General features: G+C 63.2%; 17 protein-coding genes. 7 read left to right on the plus strand and 10 right to left on the minus strand.

All coding sequences use genetic code 11. The annotated features are described in order from the left end of the window. Positions 1-12: 12 nt before the first annotated feature. The 6 genes from J3P86_RS10060 to J3P86_RS10085 all read right to left on the minus strand — a co-directional run bounded on the left by J3P86_RS10060 (position 13) and on the right by J3P86_RS10085 (position 2,940). Positions 13-1,014 carry a glycosyl transferase family protein gene (locus J3P86_RS10060; RefSeq protein WP_434700095.1) on the minus strand — a complete coding sequence of 334 codons (1,002 nt, stop codon included), beginning with the start codon at positions 1,012-1,014 and terminating at the stop codon, positions 13-15. After that, on the minus strand, positions 1,011-1,346 hold the full coding sequence (locus J3P86_RS10065) for a TusE/DsrC/DsvC family sulfur relay protein (protein WP_305495521.1): 336 nt from the start codon (positions 1,344-1,346) through the stop codon (positions 1,011-1,013). The genes J3P86_RS10060 and J3P86_RS10065 overlap by 4 nt, the downstream gene beginning before the upstream one ends. Beyond that, complete coding sequence (gene tusB, locus J3P86_RS10070; RefSeq protein ID WP_434700096.1) at positions 1,343-1,636, minus strand: sulfurtransferase complex subunit TusB; 294 nt, start codon at positions 1,634-1,636, stop codon at positions 1,343-1,345. The genes J3P86_RS10065 and tusB overlap by 4 nt, the downstream gene beginning before the upstream one ends. Then, positions 1,636-1,998, minus strand: a complete 363-nt coding sequence (gene tusC / locus J3P86_RS10075) for a sulfurtransferase complex subunit TusC (RefSeq protein WP_434700097.1) — start codon at positions 1,996-1,998, stop codon at positions 1,636-1,638. The genes tusB and tusC overlap by 1 nt, the downstream gene beginning before the upstream one ends. Beyond that, the gene (gene tusD, locus J3P86_RS10080; protein WP_434603751.1) at positions 1,998-2,390 is read right to left on the minus strand and encodes a sulfurtransferase complex subunit TusD; all 393 of its coding nucleotides are present in this window, start codon (positions 2,388-2,390) and stop codon (positions 1,998-2,000) included. The genes tusC and tusD overlap by 1 nt, the downstream gene beginning before the upstream one ends. Before the next feature lie 220 nt (positions 2,391-2,610). Continuing rightward, the gene (locus J3P86_RS10085; RefSeq protein ID WP_434700099.1) at positions 2,611-2,940 is read right to left on the minus strand and encodes a DUF6388 family protein; all 330 of its coding nucleotides are present in this window, start codon (positions 2,938-2,940) and stop codon (positions 2,611-2,613) included. A 133-nt stretch (positions 2,941-3,073) separates the two neighbouring features. Between J3P86_RS10085 and J3P86_RS10090 the strand changes: the two genes are divergently transcribed. Beyond that, positions 3,074-3,424: a hypothetical protein gene (locus tag J3P86_RS10090; RefSeq protein ID WP_434624668.1), complete on the plus strand. Its 351-nt coding sequence runs from the start codon at positions 3,074-3,076 to the stop codon at positions 3,422-3,424. Between the two features lie 130 nt (positions 3,425-3,554). Here J3P86_RS10090 and J3P86_RS10095 read toward each other — a convergent pair whose 3' ends face one another. After that, entirely contained in the window at positions 3,555-3,986 is a 432-nt protein-coding gene (locus J3P86_RS10095) for a GNAT family N-acetyltransferase (protein WP_434624666.1), read from the minus strand. Between the two features lie 129 nt (positions 3,987-4,115). Here J3P86_RS10095 and ggt point away from each other — a divergent pair, with 129 nt between their 5' ends. The 4 genes from ggt (at position 4,116) to J3P86_RS10115 (ending at position 8,410) form a co-directional block, all read left to right on the plus strand. Continuing rightward, the gene (ggt, locus tag J3P86_RS10100; RefSeq protein WP_434700101.1) at positions 4,116-5,843 is read left to right on the plus strand and encodes a gamma-glutamyltransferase; all 1,728 of its coding nucleotides are present in this window, start codon (positions 4,116-4,118) and stop codon (positions 5,841-5,843) included. 18 nt (positions 5,844-5,861) lie between these two features. Next, positions 5,862-6,395, plus strand: coding sequence for a cysteine hydrolase family protein (locus J3P86_RS10105; protein ID WP_434674034.1), 534 nt, complete (start codon positions 5,862-5,864; stop codon positions 6,393-6,395). 127 nt (positions 6,396-6,522) lie between these two features. Beyond that, positions 6,523-7,743: a helix-turn-helix domain-containing protein gene (locus tag J3P86_RS10110; protein WP_434700103.1), complete on the plus strand. Its 1,221-nt coding sequence runs from the start codon at positions 6,523-6,525 to the stop codon at positions 7,741-7,743. A gap of 34 nt (positions 7,744-7,777) precedes the next feature. Beyond that, positions 7,778-8,410 carry a Vgb family protein gene (locus J3P86_RS10115; RefSeq protein ID WP_434700104.1) on the plus strand — a complete coding sequence of 211 codons (633 nt, stop codon included), beginning with the start codon at positions 7,778-7,780 and terminating at the stop codon, positions 8,408-8,410. Between the two features lie 45 nt (positions 8,411-8,455). Here J3P86_RS10115 and J3P86_RS10120 read toward each other — a convergent pair whose 3' ends face one another. Further along, entirely contained in the window at positions 8,456-9,325 is an 870-nt protein-coding gene (locus J3P86_RS10120; RefSeq protein WP_434700105.1) for a CAP domain-containing protein, read from the minus strand. Positions 9,326-9,588: 263 nt separating this feature from the next. Next, entirely contained in the window at positions 9,589-10,551 is a 963-nt protein-coding gene (locus J3P86_RS10125; protein WP_434700106.1) for an EamA family transporter, read from the minus strand. A gap of 330 nt (positions 10,552-10,881) precedes the next feature. Here J3P86_RS10125 and J3P86_RS10130 point away from each other — a divergent pair, with 330 nt between their 5' ends. Further along, on the plus strand, positions 10,882-12,012 hold the full coding sequence (locus tag J3P86_RS10130; RefSeq protein ID WP_434695074.1) for a sensor histidine kinase: 1,131 nt from the start codon (positions 10,882-10,884) through the stop codon (positions 12,010-12,012). Positions 12,013-12,102: 90 nt separating this feature from the next. Continuing rightward, positions 12,103-13,191, plus strand: coding sequence for an SMP-30/gluconolactonase/LRE family protein (locus tag J3P86_RS10135; protein ID WP_434700107.1), 1,089 nt, complete (start codon positions 12,103-12,105; stop codon positions 13,189-13,191). Positions 13,192-13,318: 127 nt separating this feature from the next. On the opposite strand, the gene J3P86_RS10140 is transcribed toward J3P86_RS10135, so the two are convergent. After that, entirely contained in the window at positions 13,319-13,759 is a 441-nt protein-coding gene (locus J3P86_RS10140; RefSeq protein ID WP_434568990.1) for a hotdog fold domain-containing protein, read from the minus strand. Positions 13,760-13,914: the final 155 nt, after the last annotated feature.

Raw genomic sequence — 13,914 nt, forward strand, 5'->3', positions numbered from 1 at the left:
GCTGATGATCGACTAAATCGATCTGTTCCGCGCGTCCCAATACTGCCGGGCTTTGTCGAACGCTTCTTCGCGAGACAAACCCAGGCCGCGCAAGGCCAAAGCCATCGTGGCGATCAACGCCAGTTGCGGGTAGCTGTCCTCGACGTCGCCGCGCCAGACGGCTTTCAAATGCTCAGGGTCGAGGCGCTCCGGCTTGACGTGGCGCTGCTCCGACAGGCGTGGCCATTCTTCGTCCCAACTGGCGCCACCGGTGGTGCCGTACAGATGGCTGTCGGCGTCCGGATTGATTTCGATCTCGCCGCCGTCGCCCTTGATCACGATGGCGGTGTCGCCCAGCAACCCGCTGGCCTCGCGATGCACGGCCTGGTAGCCAGGATGGAAGATGCTTTGCAGACCGCAACGCGCGCCCAGTGGGTTGAGGATCCGCGCCAGGGAATGGATCGGCGAGCGCAGGCCGAGAGTGTTGCGCAGGTCGATCATCCGTTGCATCTGCGGTGCCCAGTCCACCAGCGGCATGAAGGCCAGGCCGCCGGTGTCCAGCGCCGTGCCGACCTGTTGCCAGTCGCGGCACAAGGGAATATCCAGCAAACCAAGCAACTGTTCGGTGTAGAGCCGACCCGCCGTGTGGGCGCCGCCGCCGTGCATGAAGATCCGCACGCCGTTCTGTCCCAGGCATTTGGCCGCCAGCAGATACCACGGCAGGTGGCGCTTCTTCCCGGCGTAGGTCGGCCAGTCGAGGTCTACCGCCAGTTGTGGAACCACCAGGCGTTGACGCAGGGCGTCGGTGAAGCCGGCCATTTCCTCGGCGCTTTCTTCCTTGTGCCGCAACAGCATCAGGAAGGCGCCGAGCTGGGTCTCTTCGACCTCCTCATCGAGCACCATGCCCATGGCCTCGCGGGCTTCTTCCCGGGTGAGGTTGCGGGCGCCGCGCTTGCCTTTGCCAAGGATGCGCACGAATTGGGCGAACGGATGTTCGGCCGGGGTCTCGAGGGTCAGCGAAGGAAAGTCGGTCATAAGCAATTCGTCGGTTTGGGCAGGCCCGCCAGCTTGGCGGCGAGTTTGGCGGGAGTGCCTTTGAACAATCGGTTCAGGTGCAGGCTGTTGCCCTTGTCCGCGCCGAGTTTCAGCGCGGTGTACTTGATCAGCGGCCGAGTGGCGGGGGACAGCTGGAATTCATCGTGGAAGGCCCGGAGCAGTTCGAGGATTTCCCAGTGCTCGGGGCTCAGCTCGATGTCTTCGGCGGCGGCCAGGGCTGTGGCCACTTCCGTTGACCAGTCATTGAGATCGGCCAGGTAGCCGTCCTTGTCCAGCGCGATGCTGCGCGCGCCCACGGTCAGCACGTTCATAGCCAGGAGTTGACCTTGTCATGCTCGATTGAGAGCTCGACGAAGGCCGGATAATCAATGGCTTCGGCCCAGTCGGGAATGTGCAGGGCACGGCCCTGGGCGTCTTCGGCAAGGACGAGCACCTTGCGCCCGGAGGCCTGGAGTGCAGCGAACGGTTCGGTGCCAGGTTGCAGCGCGTAAGTCGCGTCGCCGCACAGCAGCAGCGCATCCTGGCTCCCCAGTATCCGCAGGCAACTGGCGAGGCGGTTATCACCGAACGGTGAATGGGACAACACATGCAAAGTCGACATCAGAGGGTGATCACCTGGTCGTAACGGTCAATGAGCGCGGCGATGTCCGCTGCGCCCAGCACTTTAAAAGCGTCCAGTGCCAGGGTATCGGTGGCGATGCCACGCTCGGCGGCGCTGTCGGCGCAGACAAACAGGTCTTCGACGCCGAACATCGGCAATGCCTGCAAATTGGCGCTCAGGTCTTTTTGCTGGAGGGCCTTGGCGTTTTGCCCGGCGCTGAGCTGGAACACGCCGTCATCGAGAAACAGCAGGCCAATGGGCAGGTCGAACGCACCGCCGGCCAGCACGATGTCCAACGCTTCCCGGGCTCCAGGGCCAGACCACGGAGACTGACGGCTAATGAGCAATAACGACTTGGCCATCATGCGCCTCCAAAACAGATCAAGCGGTCGGCGTCCTGGATCGCATCGTGCAGCTGACCCAGTCCGGAGAGGGCCCAAGGCGCTTCGACGCTGATTGCCGAACGCTGATAGCGCTGGGCCTCTTCAGCGTTGAGCACACCACGGCGCAACGCCGCCGCGATGCAGACGACGCCGTCGAGCTGATGGTCGCTGACGAAGGTTCGCCATTGCCGGGGCAGATCCTGCTCATCCTGAGGCGTGACGATGCTGTTATCGGCGTTGTAGACGCCGTCCTGGTAGAAAAACAGCCGCACGATCTCATGCCCACCGGCCAGCGCGGCTTGCGCAAACAGCAAGGCGCGGCGCGAGGAGGGCGCATGGGCGGCGGAAAACAGCGCGATGGCGAACTTCATGACAGACCCGATCCGTAAAACTGCGGCCATGATAAAGCTTTATGGGCGGTGGGGCGATTCTCGGAAACGGCGTGAGCTTTCGTGGCGAGGGAGCTTGCTCCCGCTGGGCTGCGAAGCGGCCCCAGGATCGTGCAACTCGGTGTGTCAGGTGAGTTGAGTCGCCTTTTTGGGCCTGCTGCGCAGGCCAGCGGGAGCAAGCTCCCTCGCCACGGGGTTCACTTCAGTCCATGAGACCATTTAACTGGCAATACTCAGCCCACTCCATTCCCGCCATCTCCGCGACTTCCCTGTGCACTTCCATGCGCTGGGCCTGGTAGTCCTCGGCGGAGTCCGCCGTCAGCGACAGCGTCAGCTCCCAGGCAAACAGACCCAGGCGCTCGGCCTCGGCTTCGAACGCCTCATGCAAGCGCTCGGCGCGATACTGCGCAGCGGTTTCGCCCTTGGCCTGGGCCAGCAGGGGGTTGAGGTTGTCCAGCTCGACACGCAACTGCGGGCGTTCGTCGAGAAAGATCTCCAGGGCTCGTTCGTGCTGCTGTCCGGTTGCCGCCATGGTTGCTCCTTGAGTCAATGTCCCGACAGGTTGCGTGAATCGATCGCCATTGTCGCGGGCAAATTTCAGTAAAGCCGCACGTAGGCGCGGATCGCAGTGCTAAAGTCGGTTTTTTTCTCGATGAGTGAATGTGATGCGAATGCTGATGGTGGCCGTGGCCGCAACCCTGCTGGCCGGCTGCGCGGGTTCGGCGATGGAACAGGCCCGGACCCAAGCCCCCTACAAGACCCTGGCCTCGGACAAGCCGGAGCAGAATGTCGCCCAATGCGTGAAGTTCGCCTGGGAAGACGAAGCGGTGTTCGGCGTCGATGCCGGTGCCTACCTGCAACCCGGCAAGCAGGGTGGCTCGACGGTGTACACCCGCTCGGCCGAATCGTTTGTCGATATACAAGCCAGTGCCACCGGCACGGCGTTGAAGTACTACGCCAAACAGGATGATTTTGTCGCCAAGCGCCGGTTGGCGGCGTTGGCGACTTGCCTCTGAACCCCTGATCACAATGTGGGAGCGAGCCTGCTCGCGAAAGCCGTTTATCTTCTTGCATAGCATTTAACTGACCCACCGCTTTCGCGAGCAGGCTCGCTCCCACAGGGGATGTCCCACAGGGGATATGTGGTCAGTCAGCGTTCGGCAGGCGTTTCTGGAAAAAGAAACGCTGATGCCCCGGCGGGTAGTCGTCGATCTGCCCGCACTCGGTGAAACCATGCCGACGATAGAAGTCCGGCGCCTGGAAGTCGAAGGTGTCGAGCCAGATACCTACGCAGTCTTTTTCCCTGGCCAACTGTTCGGCCATCTGCATCAGCTGCGAACCCGTGCCTTGGCCCCGGGCCTGTTCAGGCACTACCAGCAGTTCGATATAGAGCCAACGAAAAAATATTCGGCCGTAGAGTCCGCCGACGATTTCGCCGTGCTCGTCGCGCACCAGCCAGGCGACCAGTTCCGGCGCGCTTCCACCGGTCTGAGCCGTGTTATAGGCGCGTAGTGGCGCGAGGATGGCCTGGCGTTGTTCATCGGTGGGAGCGTCCGTGCGCTCGATTCTTAACGTCATCGGCGATGTCCTTGTGCGAGGATGATCAAGCACACGAGCCTACAGTAAACAGGCATATTGTTTAAACCGAGCCATACTCGTGTGTGCTTTTGAAGCGATCCCGACCCTAAAACAAGAAGAGACCGACTCATGAAGTTCGAATCCCTGGCCCGGACCCTCATCGCCACTTCGCTCTCCCTTTGCTGCCTGACTGCCCACGCTGCGTCCCAGGCCCCGGTTGCCGCCGAGAACGGCATGGTCGTCACCGCCCAGCACCTGGCGACCCACGTCGGCGTCGATGTGCTCAAGAACGGGGGCAACGCGGTGGATGCGGCAGTCGCGGTGGGCTACGCCCTGGCGGTGGTCTACCCGGCGGCGGGCAACCTTGGCGGTGGCGGTTTCATGACGCTGCAGATGGCGGATGGCCGCAAGACATTCCTGGATTTCCGCGAAAAAGCGCCATTGGCCGCCACCGCCGACATGTACCTGGACAAGGACGGCAACGTCATTCCCGAGCTCAGCACCCGCGGCCACCTGGCGGTAGGCGTGCCCGGCACGGTGTCCGGCATGGAGCTAGCGCTGAAGAAATACGGCAGCAAGCCCCGGGAGGAACTGATCGCCCCGGCGATCAGGTTCGCCGAGGAGGGTTTTGTCCTCGAACAAGGTGATGTCGACCTGCTGGAGACCGCCACGGACGTGTTCAAAAAGGACATGCGCGATTCCGGCGCGATCTTCCTGCACAACGGCGAGCCGATGCAGGCCGGCCAGAAACTGGTGCAGAAAGACCTCGCCAGGACCCTGCGGGAAATTTCCGCCAAAGGCGCCGACGGCTTCTACAAAGGCTGGGTGGCCGACGCCCTGGTGACTTCCAGCCAGGCCAACAAGGGCATCATCACCCAGGCCGACCTGAACAAATACAAGACCCGCGAGCTGGCCCCGGTGGAATGCGACTACCGCGGTTATCACATCATTTCCGCACCACCGCCCAGTTCCGGTGGTGTGGTGCTGTGCCAGATCATGAATATCCTCGACGGGTATCCGATGAAAGACCTGGGCTTCCATTCGGCCCAGGGCATGCACTACCAGATCGAAGCCATGCGTCACGCCTACGTCGATCGCAACAGCTACCTGGGCGACCCGGACTTTGTGCAGAACCCCATCGACCATCTGCTGGACAAGAACTATGCGGCGAAACTGCGCGCCGCGATCGAGCCGCAAAAGGCCGGCGACTCGCACAAGATCAAACCCGGCGTGGCGCCTCACGAGGGCAGCAACACCACCCACTATTCGATCGTCGACCAATGGGGCAACGCCGTCTCTGTCACCTACACCCTCAACGACTGGTTCGGCGCCGGCGTGATGGCGAGCAAGACCGGGGTGATCCTCAACGATGAAATGGACGATTTCACCGCCAAGGTCGGCGTGCCCAACATGTACGGCCTGGTACAGGGCGAGGCCAACGCCATCGCACCGGGCAAGGCGCCGCTGTCGTCCATGAGCCCGACCATCGTCACCAAGGACGGCAAGACCGTGATGGTCGTCGGCACGCCGGGCGGCAGCCGCATCATTACCGCGACCCTGCTGACCATCCTCAACGTGATCGACTACGGCATGAACCTGCAGGAAGCGGTGGACGCACCGCGCTTCCACCAGCAGTGGATGCCGGAGGAGACCAACCTGGAAACCTTCGCCGCCAGCCCCGATACGCTCAAGCTGCTGGAAAGCTGGGGCCACAAGTTCGCCGGCCCGCAGGACCCCAACCACATCGCCGCGATCCTGGTGGGCGCGCCATCATTGGGTGGCAAGCCCGTGGGCAAGAATCGTTTCTACGGTGCCAACGATCCGCGTCGCAACACCGGGTTATCGTTGGGCTACTGAGCGCTCGGAGAGGCAAGCATGAGCAGCGCATTGCTGATTATCGACGTCCAGGCCGGGCTGTGCACGGGCGAAGAGGAATGCTTCGACAGCCCACGCCTGCTCGGCACCATCAATGACCTCAGTGCCAGGGCTCGGGCTGTCGGCTTGCCGGTGATCCTGGTCCAGCACGAAGAACTTGAGGGTTCGTTGGCTTATGGCAGTGCCGCCTGGCAATTGGCCGACGGCCTGCTCACCGCCGCGGATGACTTGCGCGTGCGCAAGACCACCGCGGACGCGTTCTACCAGACCGACCTGCTGGCGCTGTTGCAGGCCAGAAGCATCGATCGCGTGGTGATCTGCGGGCTGCAGACCGATCACTGCATCAATGCCACCGTGCGCCAGGCCCATGCCCTGGGGTACGAAGTGGTGTTGGCCGCCGATGCGCATTCGACGGTGGACAATGGCAGCCTGTCGGCCGAGCAGATCATTGCCGATCACAATCAGCGACTGGGGCGGCTGAGCAGCGCGGTGTCGCGCATTGATGTGGTACGGGCCGCCGGGATTCGCCTGTAGCGATACTCACTGCCTGGCCTGAGGAGCAGGCCGGGCTGGCGCTCCAGTGCGCAGCGACTGCAAGATTTTCAGGCCCGCTTCGCAGGCCAGCGGGAGCAAGCTCCCTCGCCACAAAGGCCGTCGTTTTATGGATTACGCGATCAGCATAGCAGCGCGAGCATTGGCGGCGGGCGATCCAGTGGCGGCGCTCAATCGCATCGCCTTGCGCACCGATGCCCCGGCCCTCGCGCTGCGCGGCATCGCCATGGCGCAGCTGGGGGACCTGGACAAAGCCAGGAGCCTGATGCGCCGGGCAAGTACCGCGTTCGGGCCCAAGGCGGCCGTGGCGCGGGCACGGTGTATCGTGGCGGAGGGCGAAATCGCCTTGGCTTCCCGTGACCTGGCGTGGCCCATGAAGCGCCTCGACGCCGCGCGGACGGTGCTCGAAGCCTGCGGCGACCGGGCGAACGTCGGGCATGCTCATGCGATTGAAATCCGCCGCCTGCTGTTGCTCGGTCGCCTTGGCGAGGCCGAGGGCAAGCTTGCTGATCTGAATCTTTGCAGCTTGCCTGTGGCGTCTCGAGCCGCTTGTGAACTGGTGGCGGCGGGGATCGCCATGCGGCGCCTGCAAGCGCAAACCGCCCACGCCGCTCTGGAAAGGGCCGGGCAGGCCGCACGGCAAACGGGCATCAGCGCGCTGAACGCCGAAATCGAAAGCGCCTGGCGCATGCTGAGCTCACCGGCGGCGCGTCTGATCGGCCGGAACGAAGAGCGCTTGCTGATTCTTGAAGAGGTACAGGTGCTGCTGGCCGGTGCGGCGCTGGTAGTAGATGCATGCCGGTATGGCGTCAGTAGCGCTGGCAGCCAGGTTTCCCTCGCCCGGCGCCCGGTGTTGTTCGCCCTGGCCCGCGGGCTGGCCCAAGCCTGGCCGGGCGATGCATCGAGGGAAGCGCTCATGGCCGAGGCCTTCGGCTTGAAACTGACGGATGAGTCCCACCGCGCCCGGCTGCGCGTCGAGATGGGGCGGTTGCGGGCGGAGCTGCGGTCATTGGCCGAGGTGAAGGCGACCCGGCGCGGTTTTATCCTTATTCCCAACCAGGCCGACGAGGTCGTGGTGCTGGCGCGCGTCATCGAAGAACCTCACGGCGCGGTGCTGGCGCTGCTTGCCGATGGCGAAACCTGGTCCAGTTCGGCCCTGGCGCTTGCCTTGGGCAACAGCCAGCGCAGCGTGCAGCGGGCCTTGGAAACCCTCGCCGCCTGCGGCAAGGCGCAAGCGTTCGGTCGTGCCAGGGCCCGGCGCTGGATGGCGCCAACGATGCCTGGATTCGCGACGGCATTGTTACTCACTGCGTTGCCAGTGGCTGGTTAGGATGCAATCACACCCCACTGATGAGGCGAGTGAAATGAAACGTTCAGAAGCACAGATCCTGCGTGAGTACGGCCCTTTTCCGGGCGTCGAGTGTGTCCACGGGGTAAGCCATGACGGTGAGCGCGTCTGGTTCGCCTCAGGCGAAAAGCTCCACGCACTTGATCCCGCCAGTGGCCAGACCGTGCATTCGCTCGACGTGCCGGCGAACGCTGGCACGGCGTTCGACGGTGAGCACCTGTTCCAGATTGCTGGCGACAGCATCCGCAAGATCGATCCACGCACCGGCGAGGTACTGGCGACAATTCCGGCGCCCAACAGCGGTGATGATTCAGGGTTGGCGTGGGCCGAAGGATCGCTCTGGGTCGGCCAGTACAAGGCGCGCAAAATTCTCCAGATCGACCCGGCCGACGGAAAAGTCCTGCGCACCATTAAATCCAATCGCTTCGTCACGGGCGTGACCTGGGTCGACGGAGAGCTTTGGCACGGGACGTGGGAAAACGATGAGAGTGACCTGCGGCGTATTGATCCGCAGACGGCACAAGTGCTGGAAAGCGTGACGATGCCGCCCGGGACCGGTGTGTCGGGGCTGGAATCCGACGGGGGCGAACGGTTTTTCTGTGGCGGCGGTGGCAGCGGGAAGGTGAGGGCGGTGCGTCGGCCGGCGTGAGGACGCCAGGCTCGCATAAACCTCCGTGGATACCCGTCCGTTACATCACGGGGCGCCAAGCACCATTGTCCAATACACTCCGGCATCGCTGCGCGAGTCACTGGCCGACGCCGCACCGACCTGGGTGAACATCGGGTTCATCAGGTTGGCGCAATGCCCGGGGCTGGCGAGCCAGTCGTGCATGGCCTGGCTTGGCGAACGTTGTCCGGCGGCAATGTTCTCGCCGAGTTTGCGTCCGCGAAAACCGGCGCTCCTGGCCCGCTCGGATGTGGAGCGACCGTCCGGGTCGCGATGGGCAAAATAGTTGCCGCGGGCCATCGACCGACTGTGGCCCTGGGCAGCGCTTCCCAGCGCGGCGTTCCAGCTCAGCGGCCGAGCCGCCGCAAAGCGCTGGCGCCCGCACATGCGGGGCTTGGCCCTGGCGGCATTGACCTGGGCCAGCAGCGTTTTGTCCGGCGCGCCGATGTCGCGCGTGTCGCTGATCCGCGTTCCGCCCATGGGTTGTGCGAGCACCACGCGCCATTCATCCCCGACCCGATTGACGCCAATGTCGGCGTACTGGCCGTCCAGCAGCGCTGCGCAATGCTCGTCCGCCAGTCTCTCGAACGCTTCTTCGGCGTCCCGCGCATCGGTCAGGCGAATGCTGCGCACTGACCGGGCCTGATAGCCGGATCTGCTCAGGGTTTCGCGCAAGCCACCGCTGAAGCCGATGGGCAATGCCAGGCTGGAGCGCAACACCAAAGGTTGGGCAGCACGCATTGTTTGCCATTCACAGCGGTGGGGCTGGCTGCGGTAGTCGTTGATGGCACTCACCAGTTGTCCTTCGCCTCGGGCGTGAGCCGGGCTGGGGAACAACGGAAACAGGATCGTGAGGCACAGCGCAGCGAAACGGCGAGAGCGAACGAGGTGGCGCATGGATGGACAGCTCTGGAAGGGAATTGCCTGAGCGCCGGGAGACGGCGCCAATCAGCCCGAAACGCTTCGTTCAGGGCTGGGGTAGGACTGTGGCTTTTGAAACTAGTTTCCGGCGCACCCAGACATAAACGCCTGACCGCACAATGCTTTTGTGGCGAGGGAGCTTGCTCCCGCTGGCCTGCGAAGCAGGCCCAAGAAATTCGCGACTGCGTCGCAGCCGAGCGGGAGCAAGCTCCCTCGCCACAAAAGAGCGTTCAGTCAGTTCAATTGCGTGCAGCCACCGGCGCCTTGACCCGCTCAGCCTTGCGCCAGGTCAGCAACACAATGCCCGTCACCACGATCGCGCCGCCGAGCACCTGGCCCGGGTTGAGCATCTGGCCCAGCACCAGCCAGCCGATCAGCAGGGTCGCCAGCGGTTCGATGTTCATCACCGGGGCGTTGCGTGGCATGTCCAGGCGTGGCACGCACATGAACAACACGATGAACCCGGTGCCGTAAAGCACCACCAGGGTGGCGAGCGCGAGCCAGCCGGTGTTGCTGGCGGGCAGGTCGAGGCCGCCGGGCAGGGCGCCGGTCAGGCCCGCGAGGTTGACGCTGCTGAACACAATGAAAATCGTCAGCAGGCTGCGCACCGAGCCGCGCACCTGGGACAGCTTGTGATCGGTGATCCACAACGCGCAAGCGAACACGCACGCGGCGCAGAATGCCAGGCCAACCCCCAACAGCCATTGCGGGCCGACGTCCGCCTGCGACGATAACCGCGCCGGCACTTCCAGTACGAACACCAGGCCCACCAGGATCATCCCCATCAACATCGCCGTACGCGCAGTGGGGCGCGGCCCGCCGAGGGCCCAGGTCAGCAGCGCCAGCAGGATCGGGAACACGTTACCCACCAACAGCGCCAGCGCCACCGGCACCCGCGCCACGGCCGAATACAGGCACAGGCTCTGGGCGCCGATCAACAGGCCCAACACCAACTGCCAGCGCCAGGCCCCGGCGGGCAGGCGCAGGCTCTGGCGTTGCCACAAGACCATCGCCGCCAGCACCAGCAACGTCCCGCCCGAGCGCAGCAGGATCGCCAGCAGCACGCCGGCACCGTCATCGAACGCCGCCCGCGCGGCGACGTGGTTACCGGCAAAAGCGCAGCCCATGCAAAGCAGGATGAGCACAGCGACAGGGCGGGAAAAAGGAATAGGAACATCGGCGGCAACGGTGGGGCGGGTCATGGCAGCAATCTCAAAGGTGTACCACCGCAGCAGCGAGGCTTCGGTGGTTTATTTTTTAGTTATAGGTTGTCGTACAACAAAGGAAGATTTGTACCGGATCCAGCAGAGAGAGACAAGCGCCGGCTCCCGCCCGTAACCCGTTCTCCGCAGATGTTGGCAGCTCACCCGTGGTGAGGGAGCTTGCTCCCGCTCGGCTGCAAAGCAGCCGCCAGCTCCACCAGCTCAACCAATCCAGAGACTGGCGTACATCCCCCAGCGATTTGCTGTACAACAGCTGACCGCTGTGTTGTTTCCGGCACCGATCCCCCTGAGTTTCCCGCGGAGCAACCCATGCGCCTGGCTGATTTCATTGTCGACAACATCGAACCGATCCTCCAGGCGTGGGAAGACTTCGCCAGGACCATCACCCCGGCTTCCATCGGCATGGATGCGGTAGCGCTGCGCGACCATGCCGAGCAGATGCTGCGCACCATCGCCATTGATCTGCGCACCTCTCAGACCCCGGAGGAGCAGATCGCCAAGTCCCAGGGCGAAGCCCCGGCGGCGGAGGCCGAGACCGCGGCGGAAACCCACGCTGTCATTCGCCAGTCATCCGGTTTTACCGTGGAACAGATGGTCTCGGAGTACCGTGCGTTGCGCACCAGCGTGCTGGTGTTGTGGATGCCCCATGCCCAGCTGGACCAGGCGCAGGCGATGTCGGATGTGATCCGCTTCAATGAAGCCGTCGACCAGGCCCTGGCGGAATCGGTGGTCAGTTATTCCGGCGCGGTCGATGCGGCGCGCAATATCTTCCTCGGGATCCTGGGACATGATCTGCGCAGCCCGCTGGGGGCAATCCTGCTGAGTTCCGAAGTGCTCCTGCGCGCCGGCGATCTGCCGGCCAAGGCCACCAAGATTTCCTCGCGCATCTATACCAGCGTCAAACGGGCGAACAAGATTGTTGGCGACCTGCTGGACTTCACCCGTACCCAGCTGGGCGCAGGCATACCGGTACAGCGTTTCAACGGCGACCTGGTCGCGGCGTGCGAAGGCATGGTGGAAGAGGCGCGGGCCTATCATCCGGAAAGCAGCATCCTCTTCGAGCCCCACGGTCCGCTTGAAGGACTGTTCGATCCGGCGCGGATGGAACAGGTGTTTTCCAACCTGATCGGCAATGCCGTGCAACATGGCGCGGAGGGCGCGCCGATCACGGTATCGTTGAGCCGCGAAGGGGATGAAGCCGTCATCGCGATCAACAACCAGGGCAAGCCTATCGAGAAGGACGCCATCGCCAGCATCTTCAATCCCTTGATCCGGCAACTGCGCAGCGGCGACCTGCAATATGGCCCCACGGCCGGCCTGGGACTGGGCCTCTACATTGCCTCGGCGATCGTCGCGGCTCACCAGGGGACCATCGAAGTCCACTCGAAGGCGCGCGGAGGCACCACGTTCACCGTTCGGATCCCACTCCATCCCGAGTGACAGGGCCGGGCGAGGATAATAACTTGTACGATGTCCTATCAGAGGGTAAAACAAACGTCCCCGTCCAATAATAATTAACGGAGACGTACTATGGATGCTTCGCAACCTTCAGCCGCCGATCAGGCGCGCCGGACCTTCCTCAAGAAATCCCTGGTGGTCTCGGCCGCCGCCGTGACCCTTGGCAACCTGCCCGGCCTGACCCAGGCCGAACCGCTGAGCCAGCGTTATCCGGACCCTCTGGTCAATATCCTCGACCCCAGCTTCATGGACCTGCGCATCTTCAACGCCAGCGTGGAAAAACTCGCCAGCGGCCTGCGCTGGGCCGAAGGGCCGGTGTGGATCGGCGACGGTCGGTATCTGCTGGTCAGTGACATCCCCAACAACCGCATCGTGCGCTGGGACGAAGTCACCGGTGGGCTGTCGGTGTATCGGGAGAATTCGAACTTCTCCAACGGCATGTGCCGTGATCGCCAGGGACGGTTGCTGGTCTGTGAAGGCTCGACCACGTCGACCGAAGGGCGGCGTATCACCCGCACCGAACACAACGGCACGATCACCGTGCTGGCCGATCGTTTCGACGGCAAACCGTTGAACTCGCCCAACGACATCGTTTGCAAACGGGATGGCTCGATCTGGTTCACCGACCCGCCGTTCCAGACCGGCAACAACTACGAGGGGCACAAAGTCACCCCCGAGCAGCCGCACGCGGTGTACCGTATCGACGGTGAAACCGGGAAGCTCAGCCGGGTCATCGACGACCTGGCGGGGCCGAACGGCCTGTGCTTTTCCCCGGATGAAAAAACTCTCTACGTGGTCGAAGGCCGGGCCAAGCCCAACCGCCTGGTCTGGGCAATCACGGTCAAGGATGACGGCACCTTGGGCGAGCGCCGCAAGCATATCGAAGGCCTGGATTACGCCGCCATCGACGGCATCAAGTGCGATGAGAGCGGCAACCTCTGGTGCGGCTGGGGCGGCAACGGCGACCCCAAGGCCGACCTGGAAAAACTCGACGGTGTGCGGGTGTTCAACCCCGAGGGCAAGGCCATCGGGCATATCTCCCTGCCGGAACGCTGCCCCAACATCTGTTTCGGCGGCAGGGAGGGCAACCGGTTGTTCATGGCCGGCAGCCACTCGTTGTACTCATTGTTCGTGAACACCCGCGGGGCGACGTTTGCTTGATCATTAAAAATAGCCCAGCAACGTCTCTCAGTTAGCCGAGCACCTCTCTTTGTGGCGCGGGGATAAATCCCCTCGCCACGATTTTTCCAATTATTGGATAGAGGGCGTTCCAGACGCCCCCGATTTTTCAAGCCAACTTCACATTCATGGTGATCCGCGCCGTGAACACCTTCTTGCCATCCACGTCATGAATATCCACCGGCACGATCTTGTCGCCCTCGGTCTGCCAGTCCACCTCATCGCCGTTCGCCACCGCCGTCACGTCGCTCTTGGCCTTGGCCAGGTATTCCACGGTCATGCCTTTGGGGATCCACCGGGCGCCGTCGGGAATCGAGACGTTGGTCATCATCCCGGCGGCCAGCTCGGCGGCGTTGCACATGGCAATGGCATGCACGGTGCCCAGGTGATTGGTGATTTCCTTGCGAAACGGTACCTGCACAGTCGCCGCGCCCTGGCGCAGCTCCGTGACCAGCGGATTGATAGTGGAGAAGTAAGGTGCCATCTGACAGGCCATTTTGCTGAACGCATCGGGACCTGCGCTGTTGAACATACCGAGAACCTGATTCATGTGAAGCCTCACTGACAAGGGATTTGCGGAACAATCTTCCGTTACAGAATATTATTCTGTGACGGAACGGTATTCTGTTGTTGGCGAATCTGTCAAGCTGCGCTCACTTCGTCATGGGCAGTCGTCTGCCTGATCCTTCAACGAACCGGTTTAAG

Source organism: Pseudomonas sp. D1-1, assembly GCF_051132225.1.
Lineage (GTDB): Bacteria > Pseudomonadota > Gammaproteobacteria > Pseudomonadales > Pseudomonadaceae > Aquipseudomonas.

Coding starts and splice junctions, on each gene's coding strand:
- J3P86_RS10125 (WP_434700106.1), bottom strand. CDS start 10,551: ATGACCCGCCCCACCGTTGCCGCCGATGTTCCTATTCCTTTTTCCCGC.
- tusB (WP_434700096.1), bottom strand. CDS start 1,636: ATGTCGACTTTGCATGTGTTGTCCCATTCACCGTTCGGTGATAACCGC.
- J3P86_RS10120 (WP_434700105.1), bottom strand. CDS start 9,325: ATGCGCCACCTCGTTCGCTCTCGCCGTTTCGCTGCGCTGTGCCTCACG.
- J3P86_RS10060 (WP_434700095.1), bottom strand. CDS start 1,014: ATGACCGACTTTCCTTCGCTGACCCTCGAGACCCCGGCCGAACATCCG.
- J3P86_RS10095 (WP_434624666.1), bottom strand. CDS start 3,986: ATGACGTTAAGAATCGAGCGCACGGACGCTCCCACCGATGAACAACGC.
- tusC (WP_434700097.1), bottom strand. CDS start 1,998: ATGGCCAAGTCGTTATTGCTCATTAGCCGTCAGTCTCCGTGGTCTGGC.
- J3P86_RS10090 (WP_434624668.1), top strand. CDS start 3,074: ATGCGAATGCTGATGGTGGCCGTGGCCGCAACCCTGCTGGCCGGCTGC.
- J3P86_RS10065 (WP_305495521.1), bottom strand. CDS start 1,346: ATGAACGTGCTGACCGTGGGCGCGCGCAGCATCGCGCTGGACAAGGAC.
- J3P86_RS10110 (WP_434700103.1), top strand. CDS start 6,523: ATGGATTACGCGATCAGCATAGCAGCGCGAGCATTGGCGGCGGGCGAT.
- J3P86_RS10130 (WP_434695074.1), top strand. CDS start 10,882: ATGCGCCTGGCTGATTTCATTGTCGACAACATCGAACCGATCCTCCAG.
- ggt (WP_434700101.1), top strand. CDS start 4,116: ATGAAGTTCGAATCCCTGGCCCGGACCCTCATCGCCACTTCGCTCTCC.
- tusD (WP_434603751.1), bottom strand. CDS start 2,390: ATGAAGTTCGCCATCGCGCTGTTTTCCGCCGCCCATGCGCCCTCCTCG.
- J3P86_RS10085 (WP_434700099.1), bottom strand. CDS start 2,940: ATGGCGGCAACCGGACAGCAGCACGAACGAGCCCTGGAGATCTTTCTC.
- J3P86_RS10140 (WP_434568990.1), bottom strand. CDS start 13,759: ATGAATCAGGTTCTCGGTATGTTCAACAGCGCAGGTCCCGATGCGTTC.
- J3P86_RS10135 (WP_434700107.1), top strand. CDS start 12,103: ATGGATGCTTCGCAACCTTCAGCCGCCGATCAGGCGCGCCGGACCTTC.
- J3P86_RS10105 (WP_434674034.1), top strand. CDS start 5,862: ATGAGCAGCGCATTGCTGATTATCGACGTCCAGGCCGGGCTGTGCACG.
- J3P86_RS10115 (WP_434700104.1), top strand. CDS start 7,778: ATGAAACGTTCAGAAGCACAGATCCTGCGTGAGTACGGCCCTTTTCCG.